This is a genomic window from Lactobacillus xujianguonis (assembly GCF_004009905.1).
GTDB classification, from domain to species: Bacteria; Bacillota; Bacilli; order Lactobacillales; family Lactobacillaceae; genus Lactobacillus; species Lactobacillus xujianguonis.
This window is the reverse complement of the sequence record NZ_ML136872.1, coordinates 1-17,689: the sequence shown is the minus strand read 5'-3', so window position 1 is coordinate 17,689 and position 17,689 is coordinate 1. Positions and strand designations below refer to the sequence as shown.

The 17,689-nt window shown below is 39.4% G+C and carries 14 protein-coding genes; 13 read left to right on the top strand and 1 reads right to left on the bottom strand.

Annotation, left to right across the window (positions count from 1 at the left end; translation table 11 throughout):
- Nucleotides 1–4: 4 nt before the first annotated feature.
- The 8 genes from infB (at nucleotide 5) to dnaJ (ending at nucleotide 9,838) form a co-directional block, all read left to right on the top strand.
- Entirely contained in the window at nucleotides 5–2,641 is a 2,637-nt protein-coding gene (infB, locus tag EJK17_RS00930) for a translation initiation factor IF-2 (RefSeq protein ID WP_103661793.1), read from the top strand.
- Nucleotides 2,642–2,661: 20 nt separating this feature from the next.
- Nucleotides 2,662–3,027, top strand: coding sequence for a ribosome-binding factor A (locus EJK17_RS00925; protein ID WP_103661792.1), 366 nt, complete (start codon nucleotides 2,662–2,664; stop codon nucleotides 3,025–3,027).
- 46 nt (nucleotides 3,028–3,073) lie between these two features.
- On the top strand, nucleotides 3,074–3,967 hold the full coding sequence (gene truB / locus EJK17_RS00920) for a tRNA pseudouridine(55) synthase TruB (RefSeq protein ID WP_103661791.1): 894 nt from the start codon (nucleotides 3,074–3,076) through the stop codon (nucleotides 3,965–3,967).
- A 20-nt stretch (nucleotides 3,968–3,987) separates the two neighbouring features.
- Nucleotides 3,988–4,932 carry a riboflavin biosynthesis protein RibF gene (gene ribF / locus EJK17_RS00915; RefSeq protein ID WP_103661790.1) on the top strand — a complete coding sequence of 315 codons (945 nt, stop codon included), beginning with the start codon at nucleotides 3,988–3,990 and terminating at the stop codon, nucleotides 4,930–4,932.
- A 169-nt stretch (nucleotides 4,933–5,101) separates the two neighbouring features.
- On the top strand, nucleotides 5,102–6,145 hold the full coding sequence (gene hrcA / locus EJK17_RS00910) for a heat-inducible transcriptional repressor HrcA (RefSeq protein ID WP_103661789.1): 1,044 nt from the start codon (nucleotides 5,102–5,104) through the stop codon (nucleotides 6,143–6,145).
- Nucleotides 6,146–6,166: 21 nt separating this feature from the next.
- Nucleotides 6,167–6,745, top strand: coding sequence for a nucleotide exchange factor GrpE (gene grpE, locus EJK17_RS00905; RefSeq protein ID WP_103661788.1), 579 nt, complete (start codon nucleotides 6,167–6,169; stop codon nucleotides 6,743–6,745).
- Nucleotides 6,746–6,762: 17 nt separating this feature from the next.
- On the top strand, nucleotides 6,763–8,613 hold the full coding sequence (gene dnaK, locus EJK17_RS00900; protein WP_127796134.1) for a molecular chaperone DnaK: 1,851 nt from the start codon (nucleotides 6,763–6,765) through the stop codon (nucleotides 8,611–8,613).
- Between the two features lie 82 nt (nucleotides 8,614–8,695).
- Nucleotides 8,696–9,838 carry a molecular chaperone DnaJ gene (dnaJ, locus tag EJK17_RS00895; protein ID WP_103661786.1) on the top strand — a complete coding sequence of 381 codons (1,143 nt, stop codon included), beginning with the start codon at nucleotides 8,696–8,698 and terminating at the stop codon, nucleotides 9,836–9,838.
- A gap of 33 nt (nucleotides 9,839–9,871) precedes the next feature.
- Here dnaJ and EJK17_RS00890 read toward each other — a convergent pair whose 3' ends face one another.
- Nucleotides 9,872–10,183, bottom strand: coding sequence for a hypothetical protein (locus EJK17_RS00890; protein WP_103661785.1), 312 nt, complete (start codon nucleotides 10,181–10,183; stop codon nucleotides 9,872–9,874).
- A 116-nt stretch (nucleotides 10,184–10,299) separates the two neighbouring features.
- On the opposite strand from EJK17_RS00890, the gene lepA reads away from it, so the two are divergent.
- The 5 genes from lepA to yjeM all read left to right on the top strand — a co-directional run bounded on the left by lepA (nucleotide 10,300) and on the right by yjeM (nucleotide 17,342).
- On the top strand, nucleotides 10,300–12,138 hold the full coding sequence (gene lepA, locus EJK17_RS00885) for a translation elongation factor 4 (protein ID WP_103661784.1): 1,839 nt from the start codon (nucleotides 10,300–10,302) through the stop codon (nucleotides 12,136–12,138).
- Between the two features lies 1 nt (nucleotide 12,139).
- Nucleotides 12,140–12,829 (top strand): class A sortase, encoded by a 690-nt coding sequence (locus EJK17_RS00880; protein ID WP_103661783.1) that lies wholly within the window; start codon nucleotides 12,140–12,142, stop codon nucleotides 12,827–12,829.
- Nucleotides 12,829–15,108 carry a single-stranded-DNA-specific exonuclease RecJ gene (gene recJ / locus EJK17_RS00875; RefSeq protein WP_103661782.1) on the top strand — a complete coding sequence of 760 codons (2,280 nt, stop codon included), beginning with the start codon at nucleotides 12,829–12,831 and terminating at the stop codon, nucleotides 15,106–15,108. Before EJK17_RS00880 ends, recJ begins: the two co-directional genes overlap by 1 nt.
- A gap of 81 nt (nucleotides 15,109–15,189) precedes the next feature.
- Nucleotides 15,190–15,717 (top strand): adenine phosphoribosyltransferase, encoded by a 528-nt coding sequence (locus EJK17_RS00870; RefSeq protein ID WP_103661781.1) that lies wholly within the window; start codon nucleotides 15,190–15,192, stop codon nucleotides 15,715–15,717.
- A gap of 116 nt (nucleotides 15,718–15,833) precedes the next feature.
- The gene (yjeM, locus tag EJK17_RS00865) at nucleotides 15,834–17,342 is read left to right on the top strand and encodes a glutamate/gamma-aminobutyrate family transporter YjeM (protein WP_103661780.1); all 1,509 of its coding nucleotides are present in this window, start codon (nucleotides 15,834–15,836) and stop codon (nucleotides 17,340–17,342) included.
- Nucleotides 17,343–17,689 lie beyond the last annotated feature (347 nt).

Sequence of the window (17,689 nt, the reverse complement as noted above, 5' to 3'; positions counted from 1 at the left end):
TTGGATGGCTAAAGAACGAATTTACGAAGTCGCAAAAGAATTAGGCATCGATAACAAAGTTGTGGTTCAAAAAGCAAAGGACCTTGGCTTTGATGTGAAAAATCATATGTCATCAATTGATGATGCACAGGTGAAGAAATTAAAGGGTAGTTTCCAAAACTCCGCTCCCGTTAAAAAGCAAGAGAATACTGCTAAAAAGAGTAGTAAGATCAAGATTTCAGTATCTTCTATTCGCAAGAATGAAAAGAAGTCTGAAAATAAGAAAAATAATAAACCAAAAAAGCGCAATAATCAGCGGCGTCATGATCACTCTAATAATGATCAAGCGCAAAAGCAAGGTAGATCAAGCACTAATGCACGTAACCTGCTCAAGCAATTTAAGCAAAAGCAACGTGCAGAAGAAACTACTTTAAACAAACAGACACAAAAGGTTAAGCAAGAATATCACGAACAATTGAAGAATCCTAAGAAGAATACTCAACCAAATAAAGAAGTAAAAAGTCATCAAGTTAAAGAAAAGCCAAAGGCCGAAAAAGTGGAAAAGAAGACAATTGGTCCAAAGATCTTAAAACCATCTCCAGCTCGTTTCAAGAAGAATAAACCAGCTGAAAATCGGAATAACGCTTCAACTCCTAGACGTAATAATGAACCAGTGGTTCCTAAAGTTAGTTTAAATGAAGCGCCTAAGGAAGAAAGACGTAACGGCAATGGTCATGGCCGTAATACTGGTAAGCCAGGACGTAAGGGCAGAAACCAATTTGCTAATTCTCATAACGATCACTCAGATCGTCAAGAAAGAAAACGTCGCAAGAATAAGAAGCGTCAACATGAACAACCAAAGAAGCAACCAACTAAGCGTAAGGAACGTCCATTACCAGAAACTTTAGTTTATGAAGAAGGAATGAACGCGCAAGACTTAGGCAAGCTTTTACACCGTGAACCAGCAGAAATCGTTAAGAAATTATTCATGCTTGGGGTTATGACTAACCAAAACCAATCATTGGATAAGGATACGATTGAATTATTAGCTGCCGAATACGGAATTGATGCAAAGCAAAAAGTTCATGAAGATATTTCTGATATTGATAAGCTTTACGACAAGCGGATGAAAGCTGCTAAGGAATCTAATAAGCAAGTTAAGCGTCCACCTGTTGTTACGATCATGGGTCACGTTGACCACGGTAAGACTACTTTACTTGACCGTTTGCGTCATACTCATGTTTCAGCACATGAAGCTGGTGGTATCACCCAGAAGATCGGTGCTTACCAAGTTCGTCTTGATGATCGCCTAATTACTTTCCTTGATACTCCAGGACACGCAGCCTTCTCTAACATGCGTGCCCGTGGTGCGGAAATTACTGATATTGTTGTTTTGGTTGTTGCTGCTGACGACGGGGTTATGCCACAGACTATCGAAGCTATTGACCACGCCAAGAGTGCCAATGTGCCAATCATTGTTGCCATCAACAAGATGGATGTTCCAGGTGCTAACCCACAACACGTTACTGAACAATTAATGAAGTACGGTTTGATCCCAGAAGATTATGGTGGTGACACTATCTTCGTTAAGATCTCAGCCAAGACTGGTGAAAACGTTGATGATTTACTACAAATGATCTTGCTTCAAGCTGATGTAATGGAATTAAAGGCTGATCCTACTCAAATGGCTATTGGTACGGTTGTAGAAGCACGTTTGTCACGTGGACGTGGTCCAGTAGCTGACCTTTTGGTTCAACAAGGTACTTTGAATGTTGGTGATCCAATCGTTGTTGGTAATACTTTTGGCCGGGTACGTACTATGACTAACGACCGTGGTCGTCAAGTTAAGAAGGCAACTCCTTCAATGCCTGTCGAAATTACTGGTTTAAATGATGTCCCAGAATCAGCTGATAAGTTAGTTGAATTTGAAGACGAAAAGACTGCTCGTTCAGTTGGTGAAGCTAGAGCTCAACAAGCTTTGCAAAAGTCTCGTGAAAATGTTCAACACGTAACTCTTGATAACCTCTTCGATACTATGAAGAAGGAAAATATGAAGGAAGTTGACATTGTCCTTAAGGCTGATGTTCAAGGTTCTGTTGAAGCTTTGCAACAATCACTTGAAAAGATTGAAGTTGAAGGCGTTCGCGTAAACATTATTCACTCTGGTGTAGGTGCCATTAATGAATCAGATGTTACTTTGGCCGGTGCTTCAAATGCCTTTATCATTGGGTTCAATGTTCGTCCAACTGCTACTGCTAAGAGTCAGGCAGAAACTGACGGCGTTGATATTCGTCTTTACAGTATTATTTACAAGGCAATTGACGACGTAACTTCAGCTATGAAGGGTATGCTTGAACCAACTTACGAAGAAAAAGTTATTGGTAACCTTACTGTTCGTGAAACTTGGAAGGTATCCAAGGTTGGTACTATTGCTGGTTCCTTCGTTGATAAGGGTCTAGTTAAGAACGATGCTAAGATTAGAGTTATTCGTGACGGCATCGTTAAGTATGACGGTGAAATTGCTTCTCTTAAGCGTTACAAGGATGACGTTAAGGAAGTTAAAGAAGGTAACGACTGTGGTTTGACCATCAAGGATTACAACGATATTAAGATCGGTGACGAATTCGAAGTTTACGAAATGCAACAAGTTGAACCTAAGTAGACCTTTTTAAGGAGGAAAACATGAAACACAGAATTGGTCGTGTTGAAGGAGAAATCCTCCGCGAAACAACTAAAATCTTGCAAAAGAACATTCGTGATCCCCGTTTAAGTGAAGTTACAATCACAGCGGTGGAATGCACTAATGATTTATCTTATGCCACGATTTACTACAGTCTTTTAACTGAAGATGCAGCTAAAGAAGAAGAAGTGGCTGCAGGTTTTGAAAAAGCTAAGGGTATGATCCGTCACTTGCTAGGACAAGTGTTAACGGTTTATAAAGTCCCTGAATTAATTTTTAAGCGAGATAACTCAGTTAAATACGGTAGCAAGATTGATCGGTTGATTGCTCAAGTTAAGAAGCAAGACGCTGAAAGAAATGGTAATTAAAAAAAGCGCTGTTAAGGCGCTTTTTTGTTATAGACAGGGATAATTTATGTTAAATGGAATTTTAGTAATTGATAAAGATCAGGGCATGACCAGTGCTGATGTTGTGTATCATCTACGTAAGGCGCTACATATTAGAAAAATTGGTCACGCTGGCACCTTAGATCCTAAAGTAACTGGGGTATTACCAATTGCCATTGGGCAAGCCACTAAACTAATCGAATTGATGCATACTAGACCAAAGGCATATCGAGGTGAAGGCTTGTTTGGTTTTGCGACAGATTCTTATGATACTGATGGCAAAATTTTGCGTGAACAGAAGTTAACTACGGCTTTTTCTGCAACGGAAATTCAAGCAGGGATGGACTTGTTCAAAGGAAAAATTGAACAAGTGCCACCAATTTATTCAGCCGTCAAAGTTAATGGCAAACACCTTTATGAATATGCACGGGAAGGAGTTCCCGTTGAACGTCCTAAAAGAAGTGTTGACATTTATGATTATCGTTTAATCAATGATCCAAGCTTTGATGCAGAAAAAGGACAAGAAAGCTTTGATTTTGAAATTAAATGCAGTAAAGGGACCTATGTCAGATCATTAGTCAATGACTTGGGTGAAAAGCTTAATGTTCCCGCTGTCATGACTAAGTTACGTCGTACGGCAAGTTCTGGTTTTGACTTAAGTCAGGCAGTTAAATTAAGTACGATTGAAGCAAATCCCGACCAAGCCAGTGCCTTGATTCAACCGATTGATGCTTTCTTTAAAGACTATGAAATGATTGATTTGAATGCAGGAAAGTGGCTAAAAGTAAAAAATGGTGCCAGAATAGACCTGAAAACGGATGCAAAAAAAGTAGCATTACGGTACAATGGAAAAGTTAAGGCGATTTATCAGAAAACTAAAGATGGATATCGCCCCGATTTAATGTTACTAGCAAATGAATGAGTGAAACGAAGGAAGATAGGATGGAAATTGTCCATTTAACTTATCCAGTTAAAAATAAAATTACTACGGGTCAAGTTGTTTTAGCCCTAGGCTTTTTCGATGGCGTTCATTTAGGTCATCGACACTTAATTGCCACTGCCCGCAAACTTGCTGATGAAAAACACTTACCATTAATGGTGATGACGTTTGATCGCCATCCTAGCGAGGTTTATGCCAAAAATAAGAGTTTCATTTATATTGATACCTTAGAAGAAAAAGCTGCAAAAATGGCAAAGTTAGGCGTAGATTATTTAGTAGTGATGAAGTTTACGACTGCTTTTAGTCAAATATCTGGGCAAGAATTTGTTGATAATGTGATTATCAAGCTGCAGGCTAATACAGTTGTGGCTGGCTTTGATTATACTTATGGCCGAAAAGACTTGGCTAATATGGATCATTTACCTGCTTTTGCTAAGGGACGCTTTGAAATTGTGAAAGTTGCCAAGCAAACGGTGGACGGCGAAAAGATTGGTTCAACTGAAATTCGTCGGGCGATTACTGAGGGTAAAATGGAAGAAGTTTATGATCTACTTGGCAGTCACTATGTGATGAGTGGAACGGTTGGCCATGGCAAGCGCAATGGTCATAAATTGGGCTTTCCAACGGCTAACTTGGTTTGGACTGATAAAAAGGCCATTCCTAAAGTTGGTGTTTATGCTACCAAGACCAAAGTTAACAATCATTGGTACAACTCGATGACCAGTGTTGGTTATAATGTCACAATTGATCAAGAACGTAAAATCTATATTGAATCAAATATTTTTGATTTTAATGAAGACATTTATGATCAACCGATTGCGATCAAATGGTATAAATATACGCGTGGTGAAATTAAGTTTGATAGTCTGGAACAGTTAAAAGAACAACTTCAAAAAGATCAAGCTGAAATCAAACAGAATTTCGCTGAAGGATTAGATAAAAAATAGAATTTTTAAAGAGGAACAGAGCTGAAAAGGCTACTGTTCCTCTTTTTTTGGTCAATTTGCATAAATTTCAAAAACAATTAGCACTCGTCTTGTATTTCTGCTAGTTTTTAGTATAATATTATTTGTTAGCACCTGAGAATTTCGAGTGCTAAAAGTGAGGGCGATATTTATGTTGACCGAGCGTCAAAAATTAATTTTAAAAACAATTATTCGAGATTTCACACAAGAGCATGAACCTGTTGGTTCAAAGACAGTGATGAAACAATTACCAATTAAAGTTTCAAGTGCAACCATTCGAAATGAAATGGCCGTCTTGGAAGAAAAAGGCTTGATTGAAAAGACGCACTCCTCAAGTGGTCGGGTACCCTCAACTGAAGGTTATCGCTATTATCTAGATAACTTAGTTGAACCTTTAAAGTTGCCAGATTCAATTTATAATCAAATTGGTTATCAATTGGATCGTCCTTTCCACCAGGTAAATGAAATAGTCCAAGAAGCAGCTAAGATTTTGTCAGATTTGACTAATTATACTGCTTTTGCGGAAGGACCGGAGAGCCACAATGTTACTGTTACAGGTTTTAGAATTGTCCCTTTGTCTAATCGGCAGGTGATGGCGATTCTGGTAACCAATGATGGTAATGTGCAGAATCAAGTTTATGCCTTACCACACAATATTCATGGGGATGAAATTGAAAAAGCCGTTCGCATGATTAATGATGAGTTGGTCGGTAAGAGCTTAAAGCAAATTACACCTCAACTATTACAAGGTTTGTCTAATTACCAAATTGGTGGTGAACATACCGGTGAATTGTTAAGCTTAGTGGAAGATGTTTTAAAAGATGCCGCTAGTGAGCAGATGTATGTTGATGGTCAAATTAATTTGCTTAACAATAGTTCTAAAGAGGATGTCCAAGATTTACGGTCGCTTTATGAATTAGTTGACAAGAATGATCTCTTTCCAAGCTTGCTGAATAGCGAAAGTAAAGACAGTGATTTTCCAGTCCAAGTTCGTTTAGGTTCAGAATTACCAAATGAACTGCTGAAGAATTACAGTTTATTAACTGCTACTTATAATGTCGGTGAGCACGGAAAAGGAACAATTGCCTTACTTGGTCCAACTAATATGCCATATTCGCAGATGATTGGATTACTTGAATACTTTAGAAACGAGCTAGCCAAGAAATTGCTCGATTATTACGGAAAATTTCAATAAAAATAAAAGGAGGTTAGCCGCGTGAGTAAGGAAGAATTTCCTAGCGAAAAGAATTTAGATGAAAAAGACGTTGCTCCTAAAAAGAAGGCTAAACCTGAAACTAAAGAGGAAAAGCCCAAAAAAGAAGTTGACGACAAGGAAAAGCTTTTAGCTCAAATCAAAGAACTTGAAGCTAAGAATAAGGAGCTTGAAGATAAATATTTGCGTAGCGAAGCAGAAATTCAAAATGCGCAAAATCGCTATTCAAAAGAACGAGCTCAACTGATTAAGTATGAATCTCAAAGCTTAGCTAAGGACGTTTTGCCAGCAATGGATAATTTGGAACGGGCCTTAGGTGTTAAAGCAGATGATGATGCTTCTAAGCAATTGAAGAAGGGTGTCGAAATGACCCTGGAATCACTTGTCAGATCAATGAAGGATCATGGCATTGTTGAGATTGAGGCTGACGGCGTAAAATTTGATCCGACATTACATCAAGCTGTACAAACTGTTGCAGCCGAAAATGATGATCAAAAAGATCACGTTGTTCAGGTTTTGCAAAAAGGATATCAGTATAAAGATCGGACATTAAGACCAGCAATGGTTGTAGTTGCACAATAAGAGAGGAAGAAATATACATGTCAAAAGTTATTGGGATTGACCTTGGGACTACTAACTCAGCAGTTGCAGTTCTTGAAGGTAAAGAACCAAAGATTATTACTAACCCAGAAGGAAACCGGACTACTCCTTCAGTAGTTGCTTTCAAAGATAGCGATATCCAAGTTGGTGACGTTGCAAAGCGTCAAGCGATTACTAACCCTAACACGATCGTTTCTATCAAGCGTCACATGGGTGAAGCTGATTACAAAGTAAAGGTTGGCGACAAGGAATACACTCCACAAGAAATTTCAGCCTTTATTTTGCAATACATCAAGAAGTTCTCAGAAGACTACTTGGGTGAAGAAGTAACTGATGCAGTTATTACTGTACCTGCTTACTTTAACGATGCTCAACGTCAAGCTACTAAGGATGCTGGTAAGATTGCTGGCTTAAACGTTAAGAGAATTATTAACGAACCAACTGCTTCAGCTTTAGCCTTCGGTTTGAACAAAGACCAAGATGAAAAGGTCTTAGTTTACGACCTTGGTGGTGGTACTTTCGATGTTTCTGTTCTTCAATTAGGTGACGGTGTCTTCCAAGTATTGTCAACTAACGGTGATACTCACCTTGGTGGTGATGACTTTGATAACCGGATCATGGATTGGTTAATCAAGAACTTTAAGGATGAAAATGGTGTTGACTTGTCTAAGGACAAGATGGCAATGCAACGGTTAAAGGATGCTGCTGAAAAGGCTAAGAAGGACTTGTCAGGTGTATCTTCAACCCACATTTCACTTCCATTCATCTCAGCTGGTGAAGCTGGTCCATTACACCTTGAAGCAGACCTTACTCGTGCTAAGTTTGATGAATTGACTAGTGACTTAGTTGACAAGACTAAGATCCCATTTGACAATGCTTTAAAGGATGCTGGTTTAACTGTTAACGACATTGATAAAGTTATCTTAAACGGTGGTTCAACTCGTATTCCTGCAGTTCAAAAGGCTGTTAAGGAATGGGCTGGCAAGGAACCAGACCACTCAATTAACCCTGACGAAGCTGTTGCCTTAGGTGCAGCTATTCAAGGTGGGGTTATCTCAGGTGATGTTAAGGACATCGTTTTGCTTGATGTTACTCCATTGTCACTTGGTATTGAAACCATGGGTGGTGTCTTCACTAAGTTAATCGACAGAAACACTACAATCCCAACTTCAAAGAGTCAAATCTTCTCAACTGCTGCTGATAACCAACCAGCTGTAGATGTTCACGTTTTGCAAGGTGAACGTCCAATGGCTGCTGACGACAAGACTCTTGGCCGCTTTGAATTAACTGATATTCCACCAGCACCACGTGGTGTTCCTCAAATTCAAGTTACCTTTGATATCGACAAGAACGGTATTGTTAACGTATCTGCTAAGGATATGGGTACTGGTAAGGAACAAAAGATTACCATTAAGAGTTCATCCGGTTTGTCAGATGAAGAAATCAAGCGGATGCAAAAGGATGCTGAAGAACACGCTGACGAAGATAAGAAGCGTAAGGAAGAAGCAGACCTTAGAAATGAAGTTGACCAATTGATCTTCACTACTGACAAGACTTTGAAGGACACTAAGGATCAACTTTCTGACAGTGACCGCAAGCCAGTTGAAGATGCCCTTGAAGCTTTGAAGAAGGCTCAAAAGGACAACAACTTGGATGAAATGAAGGAAAAGAAGGATGCCTTATCCAAGGCTGCTCAAGATTTAGCCGTTAAGCTTTACCAACAAAATGGTGGTGCCCAGGGTGCTGCTGGTCAAGCAGGTCCTCAAGGCCCGCAAGGTGGTAATCCAAACCCAGGTAACAATGGTGGAGCTCAAGATGGTAGTTTCCACAAAGTAGACCCAGACAAGTAAAGGGTTTATAATTTAAATAACCTATTAAGAAAAGAACTGCTTAAGGGTAGTTCTTTTCTTTTAAATGTGAGGAGTTTAGGTTTTGGCACAAGAAGATTACTATAAAGTTCTTGGCGTTGATCGTAATGCCAGTGAGCAAGAAATTAATACAGCATACCGTAAATTAGCCAAAAAGTATCACCCCGACTTGAATCATGAGCCTGGGGCTGAGCAAAAATATAAGCAAGTTAACGAAGCTTATGAAGTTTTGCATGATAAGCAAAAACGGGCACAGTATGACCAATTTGGCTCTGCTGGTGTCAATGGCCAAGGTGGCTTTAATGGCGCTGGCCAAGGCTTTGGCGGCTTTGGTGATTTCGGCGATATCTTTGGTGATATCTTTGGTCAAGGCTTTGGTGGCCAAAGACAACGAGTGGATCCTACTGCACCGCAACGTGGTGAAGACTTAGATTACACTTTAACAATTGACTTTATGGATGCCATTAACGGTAAGAAGACGCAAGTTTCTTACACTCGTAATGAAACTTGTGGTACTTGTCATGGTACTGGTGCTGAAAAAGGTACCCATCCGATCACTTGTGACAAGTGTCACGGTAGTGGTTATATGACAGTTACCCAACAATCAGCCTTTGGGATGATTCAAAGACAAACTGTTTGTGATAAATGTCATGGTAAAGGTGTCATTATTGAACATCCATGCAAGACTTGTCATGGCGCTGGTGTGGTTGAAGCGAAGAATACCATTGAAGTTGATATTCCAGCCGGTATCGATAATGGCCAACAATTGCGTTATGAAGGTCAAGGTGAAGCTGGTAAGAATGGCGGCCCTTATGGTGACTTGTACATTAGTTACCGCATTAAGCCTTCTAAGGAATTTGAAAGACGTGGTAATACCATTTACACTACCGTTCCAATTTCCTTTGCTCAAGCTACGTTAGGTGACGAAATTAAGGTTAAGACTGTGCACGGTGAAAAGGAATTGAAGATTCCAGCCGGAACTCAGCCTAATAAGAAATTCACTTTACGTGGTGAAGGGGTTCCATATATTCGCGGCGGCGGTAATGGTGATCAAATCACGACCGTTGAAGTTAAGATTCCTAAGAAAGTTAATGAAAAGCAAAAGGAAGCTTTGGTTGACTTTGTCAAGGCTAGTGGTGAATCAATTACACCACAAGGCAAGGGCTTCTTTGAACGACTTAAAGATAAGTTAAGTGGCGAAGATTAAAGAAAATGGCATTGCAGTAGTGCAGTGCCATTTTTATTTTTTAAAAACGTGTTGAATTTCATTACTAAAAGTAGATTTTTGTAAATCGGTCGTAATGAAATAGATTGTAGCTAATTCTTGATGAAAAGTAAAAGCAATTCGTACAGAACCTATTTTGCCTAAATTTAGTCTGAACTCATAACAAGCTAAGCCATTTATTTTCTCTCTGATAGCTAATTTAACTTTGGTCATGCCAGTTTTGATTTCTTTATCAATTGCAGCAGCGATTTTCTGTTCAGCTAATTTTTGCGTATGGGGATGCTTTTTAAAAAAAGACTTACAACTACTTTCAAACCTGATTTTCATGATATTAACCTCACTCAATTTACTATAAAATACTTTCGATTTTTCTGCACCTATTCGTTTTATAAGATTAGTGAGCTTTGCTATAATAATTAAGATAGTAAAGGGTGAAAAATTTTATGGATTTAGAAAAACTAAAAGATTATCAAAAGCACATTCGTAACTTTGCCATCGTTGCCCACATTGACCATGGTAAATCGACGATTGCTGACCGAATTCTTGAATTAACTGATACTGTCAGTGAACGCCAACTTAAAAATCAAATGCTTGATGATATGCCACTTGAACGTCAACGTGGAATTACCATCAAGATGAACTCTGTCGAAGTAAAATATCATGCCAAGGATGGGGAAGATTATATTTTTCACTTAATTGATACCCCAGGGCACGTTGACTTCTCTTATGAAGTATCACGCTCACTTGCTGCTTGTGAAGGAGCATTAATGGTCGTTGATGCCTCACAAGGTGTCCAAGCGCAAACTTTAGCTAATACTTATTTGGCAATTGATGATGATTTGGAAATTTTGCCAGTTATCAATAAGATTGACTTACCATCTGCTGACATTCCTAAGACCAAGGAAGAAATTGAAGAAATGTTAGGACTAGATGCTTCTGAAGCAGCCGAAGTTTCTGGTAAAACTGGTCAAGGAATCGAAGACATGTTGGAAAAGGTAGTTAAGTACATCCCGGCACCAACGGGCGACTTATCAGCTCCACTTAAGGCTTTGATTTTTGACTCTAAGTATGATGACTACCGCGGGGTAGTCATGTCAGTGAAGATCGAAGATGGTTATGTCAGACCAGGTGACAAGATCAAGATTATGAACACCGGTAAGGAATATGAAGTAACCGAAGTCGGTGTTTCTAGTCCGCATCCAATTAAAAAGAACATTTTAGTTGCCGGGGATGTAGGTTATATCACGGCTAACATTAAGTCGGTTCGTGAAACCCGTGTAGGTGACACGATTACTTCAGTTGAAAATCCAACTGCAGAGCCACTTCCAGGTTACCGGCAGATTCCACCAATGGTTTACTCAGGGATGTATCCCGTTGATAACCGTGATTACGAAGATTTAAAGGAAGCCTTACAAAAATTGCAATTAAACGATGCGGCGTTGGAATTTGAACCTGAAACTTCAACTGCTTTAGGTTTTGGTTTCCGTTGTGGCTTTCTTGGTTTATTGCATATGGACGTAGTTCAAGAGCGACTTGAACAAGAATTTGATTTGGATTTAATCATGACGGCCCCAAGTGTTGACTACCACGCAATTATGAACGATGGCTCAACTAAGGTGATTGATAACCCATCAGATTTGCCAAGTGCAGGTGAATATAAAGAAGTTGAAGAGCCTTACGTTAAGGCGGAAATCATGGTACCAAATGACTTCGTTGGTCCAGTAATGGAACTTTGTCAAAGAAAACGAGGCGAATTCGTAACCATGGATTACCTCGATAAGTATCGCGTGAATGTCATCTATAATATGCCATTAGCTGAAATTATTTTTGACTTCTTCGATGACTTGAAGTCTTCTACTAAGGGTTATGCTTCCCTTGACTATGATATTACTGGTTACCGGGCAACTGACTTAGTTAAGATTGATATCCTGCTTAACAAGGAACCGATCGATGCTTTGAGCTTTATTGCTCACCGTTCAGAAGCCCAAGACCGAGCACGACAGATGACTTCAATGCTGAAGAAGTTGATTCCACGGCAGAACTTTGAAGTTGATATCCAAGGGGCAATCGGCGCTAAGATTATTTCGCGGGCAACGATTAAGCCATATCGTAAAGATGTTACTTGGAAGATTCACACCGGTGACCCTGACCGGCGGGCTAAATTGCTAGAAAAGCAGAAGCGTGGTAAGAAACGGATGAAGGCTGTCGGTAAGGTTGAAGTACCACAAGATGCCTTTATGGCCGTTTTGAAGATGAACGACGATGACATCAAAGGAAAGTAACATGGCTGAACAAAAGAAAAAACGTGATGTGAAGACCATTGTGATGCGAGTAATAGCAGTTATTCTGTTATTAGTCGGATTGGCTTTAATTTTTAATAAACAGATTCGCAATCATTTGATTACGCAGAACCAAACGCAAGCGATGACCTCTTTAACGAGAAAAGAAATTGAAAAGAACCAAAAGAAGAAGGGGATGTTCAATTTCAGCAAGGTCAAAGAAGTCGACTTTGGTCAGGTAGCTAAATCGCGGACCAAAAATGGGGCTCACGTTATTGGGGCCTTGGCCATTCCTGATGTCAATATGCATTTGCCGATTTTGCTCGGGATGTCAGATGACGCGATGGCCACTGGTGGTGGGACAATGCGTCCTGATCAAAAGATGGGTAAGGGCAATTACCCGCTTGCTGGTCACTATATGACTTCTAAAGGAATTCTCTTCTCTCCATTAGAAGATACGAAAAAGGGCCAATTGGTTTACCTAACTAACTTGAAAAAGGTTTTTGTTTACAAGATTTATATGAAAAAGGTTGTTAATCCTTATGCCGTTTACCTCGTTAACAATACTAAAAAGCCAATCGTAACTTTGATTACTTGTGCTGACGGTGGTACTAATCGCTGGGCTGTTCGTGGTAAACTAATTAAGACGGAAAAAGCAACAGCAGATAATATAAAGGTGTTTAATCTTAAATAATGAAGTGGAAAGAAAAAACTGCAGAAGAGTTAGATCCAACTTTAATTGAAAAATATCAACTTAGTCCATTAGCGGCTAAGTTGTTTTCTTTGCGAGGAATTAATACAGACGAAAAGCTAGAATTCTGGTTTAATGCAACAGAAGAAGATTTAGCTGATCCTTCTTTAATGCATGATATGGACAAAGCCGTTGAGCAGATCAATCAGGCGATTGACAATGGTGAAAAAATTACCATCTATGGCGATTACGACGCAGATGGCATTACGGCAACAACGATTATGACGGAAACGCTCAGTATTTTAGGCGCGGACGTACACTATTTTATTCCCGATCGTTTTGAGGATGGTTATGGTCCGAATCTCAAGCGATATCAGGACATTGTCGCTGATGGTACAAAATTGATCATTACCGTTGATAATGGGGTAACTGGGGTCGAAGAAGTTAAGTATGCCCAAGAACATGGTGTGGATGTCATTTTAACCGATCACCACACCTTCCAAGAAGAAGTACCTAAGCCAGTAGCGCTCGTGCACTGTAATTATCCTGGACAAAAATATCCCTTTGATGACTATTGCGGTGCTGGGGTAGCTTATACGATCTGTCGCTGCCTTATGCAAGATACCATGCCAGAACTACTTGACTTGGCGATGATTGGCACGATTGGCGATATGGTTAAAGTTACCGGTGAAGGGCACATTATTGTTAAGCGGGGCTTAGAAGTACTGAACCAGACTGATCGTCCGGGCTTACGGGCGTTAATTAAAAATGCGGGGCTGACTTTAGGACAAATTGATGAAACTGATGTTGGTTTTAACATTGCTCCGCGATTGAATGCCGTGGGCCGTTTGGCCAATGCCAATTTAGCCGTTGAATTATTACTGAGTGATGATGATGTCGCTGCCCAAAAGATTGCTGATCAGATTGAAGATTTAAATGAAAAGCGCAAGGAATTAACAACCGAAGTTTATGAAAAATGCTTGCAGCAAATTAAGGAAAATAGTTGGCGTCGCGCTAATACCTTGGTGATTTACGATCCTAGTTTTCATGAAGGGGTCTTAGGTTTAGTTGCCAACAAGGTGGTCGAAGCTACACATAAGCCAACGATTGTTTTGACGAAGAATAAAGCTGGCGAAATCAAGGGTTCTGGCCGGTCCATTAGTGGATTTAATTTGTTTAATGCCTTAAACCCGTTAAAAGACGAACTCTTTACCAAGTTTGGCGGGCATGATTTTGCTTGTGGTTTATCGATGACGGAAGACAAGATCAACTTATTAAGAAAGACTTTTGAAGATAATTTCCAGGTTGATGGCGAATTAGAAACAAAAGATTTTGATATGGAATTACCGATGCAAAACCTGTCAGCCGAGACGATGACTGAAATTAAGCAAGTTGGTCCCTTTGGCACAGGTGATCCGCAACCAATTTTTAGTATTACTGAGCCGCAAATTACCCACTTCTTCAAGATGGGAAAGACCAAAAATCATGTCAAGTTTACCGCTAATAAGAATGGCGGTAGTCTTAGCATTGTAGGTTTTAACAAAGGCTTCTTAAATAATCAATTATTACCGTTTGTGAACCAGCTCTTTGTCACCTTGTCCTTAAATATTTTTCGTAATAAGGTCACGCTGCAAGGGATTATGGATGGTATTGATTTTGCTGCACCGAAATTAGCAGTCCCAACTTCAATCATTGATCTGCGTTCTGAAGATTATGTCATGGGTTTTGCTGACCGCTATTTGCTCTTTGATAAAAACAATCTCTCATATGTGCAAAATAGCTATGGCATCGATCCTAAGAAGATTTCGTTAGTTGAAGACTATCAAGCAAGTGATGAAACGGCCGTCTTACTTGATGTACCAAAGAATCAAATGCAATTAGATCAAGCCTTGGCCAATAATTACCAACAATTATATTTACGGTTTTTACTGGACAATTTACCAGTTGAAAGTATTCCTGCTAAGTCTTATTTTGCCAAAGTTTTGAAGTATATTTATGCTCATCCGACTTTGAAGCCAGAAGATTACCGGACAGTTGCTCCTTATCTCGGGCTTGACTACGATAGTGTGTTGTTTATTTTAAGAGTCTTCTTTGAATTAGACTTTGTGACTTTAGATCAAGGTAAATTAATGGGCGTTAAAGATCCGGAAAATAAGCCTTTAACTGCTTCTAAATATTTAATGGCCACTAATTCCCAAATTAAATTTGTTCGGCAATTACGCAATATGCCAAGTCAACAATTGATTACTTATGTTAATAATTTGATGAAATCAAATGATTAATGTTCTGTTTTTTGGTAAAATAGACGAGTCAAGGGCAGAAATTATTAATCAGCTCAGAAATTATGGAGGTTTTTTCTTCTTATGGCAATTGATTTTAGTAAACACATTGCTAGTGTTCAAGATTTCCCTAACAAGGGAATTGTTTTCCGTGATATTACACCTATTTTGCAAGATGGCGAACTATTTCGTGCTGCAACTCATGAACTAGCTGAATACGCTAAGAGCAGAAATGCGGATGTCATTGTTGGTCCAGAAGCTCGTGGCTTTATTGTCGGTTGTCCAGTGGCAGCAGAACTAGGAATTGGTTTTGTTCCTGCAAGAAAGCCTCATAAGTTGCCTCGTGAAGTTGAACGTGCTTCTTACGACCTAGAATACGGTTCTAACAGCTTGGAAATGCACATGGATGCCATTAAACCAGGCCAAAGAGTAGTGGTCTGTGATGACTTATTAGCTACTGCTGGGACTTTAAGAGCATCTAAGGAATTGATTGAAAACTTAGGTGGTAAGCTAGTTGGGGCAGCCTTTTATGTTGAATTGCCTGATCTTAAGGGTCGCGAAAAGTTACCAGACGTTGACATTTACAGTCTTGTAAAATATCACGGTGCTTAAATATCTGAATTAAAAAATTAGGGGTTCTGGGAATTTCCCAGAACCTTTTTTGCATGCTCCTTTAAAAAAGTTCATAATAGAACATGTTTGTTGATTAAAAAGGAGTTTTTGAAAGTATGGAATCAGATAATTCTGGTAATTCGGTTAAGATTAAACTAGGTAGTTTAGTCTTAATGATTTTTTCGGCCATTTTTGGCTTTAGTAATTCACTCACGGCCTATTACCAAATGGGGTATGCCAGTATCATTTGGTATATCTTAACCGCTCTCTTGTTTTTCTTACCTTCAGCATTGATTTTTGCTGAATACGGAGCTGCGTTTAAAGGTGTACGTGGTGGGATTTTTTCCTGGTTAAAGGGATCAGTTAGCGAAAAGACAGCCTTTATCGGGACCTTTATCTGGCTAGCTGCTTGGGTAGTTTGGCTAGTTTCCTCAACCCAGTTCTTCTTGGTGTCAGTTTCAACGGCGATTTATGGTCATGATACGACCCAAAATTGGCATTTAGGCTTCTTAAGCTCAACGCAATTATTAGGGATCTTAGAAGTAGCTTTCTTAGTAATTGTTACTTTTTTTGCCGCCAAAGGGGTTGATAAGATTGCTGCTGTTTCCAACATCGGTGGGATTTTTACTTTAGCAGTAACCATTGGCTTTACTTTGGTCTCAGTGATCGTCTTTTTCTTAAAGCACGGTCAATTAGCTGAACCAATTACGGCTCAATCCTTAGTGCACTCACCCAATCCAGCCTTTCAGTCACCAATTGCCGTGGTATCCTTCATTGTGTATGCCTTGTTCGCTTATGGTGGTTTGGAAACTTCAGCTGGAGTAATTGACTCAGTTGATAAACCAGAGAAGACCTTCCCCAAGGCTTTGATTATTGCCATGATTACCATGACTGGCTTTTATGTCTTGAACATTTTAATGTGTGGGATTGCCGCTAACTGGCATAGTCAATTGGGTGGTAAAAATGTCAACTTAGCTAATGTTGAATATGTTTTGATTAATAATTTAGGGGTAGAAACTGGTAAGGGCTTAGGTTTGTCACATTCAGCTGCAATCGGTCTGGGTGCGGCCTTTTCACGGTTTGCTGGACTGGCTGATGTGTTATCAGGTATTTCAGCTGCCTTCTTGATGGTTTATTCACCAATTAAGTCCTTCATTGAAGGTTGTGATCCGCGCTTATTGCCAAAGAACTTGGTTAAATTGAATAAGCATGGCATGCCTGAGCGTTCAATGTGGACCCAAGCGGTGATTGTTAGTTTGATCATTCTCTTTATTTCCTTTGGTGGGGATGCTGCTAGTCAGTTCTATACCATCTTAATGGATATGATGAATGTCTCTTCAGCTGCACCTTACTTGTTCTTAATTGGTGCCTTTCCATTCTTTAAGATGAAGAAGGATTTGGATCGTCCATTTGTCTTTATCAATGGTAAAAAGAAGATCTGGAGTATGACCATTGTGGTCTGGCTAGTTGTTGCGATCGGAATTATCTTTACTTGTATCGAGCCACTCTTTACAGGTGACTACAAGACTTCATTCTGGACGGCAATTGGACCAGTTGCCTTTGGAGTTGTCGCTTGGATCTATTATGACGTACAAGCCCGCAAAGATCGCGCTTTAGAAGAATAATAAGTGAGTGGGAAGAAACTTCTCGAGAAATAGCCGAGATAGCGTACAACTGACTTAGAATACGAAGTATTCAAGTCATGTTGTAGCTATAGTCGGCTATTTCTGTTTCTGACCACGATAATTCTGGAATGGAGAATGCAAAACATACTAACCTAGTGTTGGATCATGAATCGACGGATTCATGATCTGACACTTTTTTCTACGTAAAGTCAAGCATCATCGTATGTTTTGCTTTATTATTTTGTATAATTTAACGACTTAATTAAAATTGTGTCGATTTATTTTTAAACGAAAGTATGACAAATAAGCCTGCAAATCTATAATTTTTGTAAGCTTAGTTTTATAAT

Bases quoted from the DNA above. Each gene is read 5' to 3' on its own strand.
- infB (WP_103661793.1), top strand. From the start codon at position 5: ATGGCTAAAGAACGAATTTACGAAGTCGCAAAAGAATTAGGCATCGAT.
- yjeM (WP_103661780.1), top strand. From the start codon at position 15,834: ATGGAATCAGATAATTCTGGTAATTCGGTTAAGATTAAACTAGGTAGT.
- EJK17_RS00890 (WP_103661785.1), bottom strand. From the start codon at position 10,183: ATGAAAATCAGGTTTGAAAGTAGTTGTAAGTCTTTTTTTAAAAAGCAT.
- dnaK (WP_127796134.1), top strand. From the start codon at position 6,763: ATGTCAAAAGTTATTGGGATTGACCTTGGGACTACTAACTCAGCAGTT.
- EJK17_RS00880 (WP_103661783.1), top strand. From the start codon at position 12,140: ATGGCTGAACAAAAGAAAAAACGTGATGTGAAGACCATTGTGATGCGA.
- EJK17_RS00925 (WP_103661792.1), top strand. From the start codon at position 2,662: ATGAAACACAGAATTGGTCGTGTTGAAGGAGAAATCCTCCGCGAAACA.
- lepA (WP_103661784.1), top strand. From the start codon at position 10,300: ATGGATTTAGAAAAACTAAAAGATTATCAAAAGCACATTCGTAACTTT.
- truB (WP_103661791.1), top strand. From the start codon at position 3,074: ATGTTAAATGGAATTTTAGTAATTGATAAAGATCAGGGCATGACCAGT.
- hrcA (WP_103661789.1), top strand. From the start codon at position 5,102: ATGTTGACCGAGCGTCAAAAATTAATTTTAAAAACAATTATTCGAGAT.
- recJ (WP_103661782.1), top strand. From the start codon at position 12,829: ATGAAGTGGAAAGAAAAAACTGCAGAAGAGTTAGATCCAACTTTAATT.
- EJK17_RS00870 (WP_103661781.1), top strand. From the start codon at position 15,190: ATGGCAATTGATTTTAGTAAACACATTGCTAGTGTTCAAGATTTCCCT.
- ribF (WP_103661790.1), top strand. From the start codon at position 3,988: ATGGAAATTGTCCATTTAACTTATCCAGTTAAAAATAAAATTACTACG.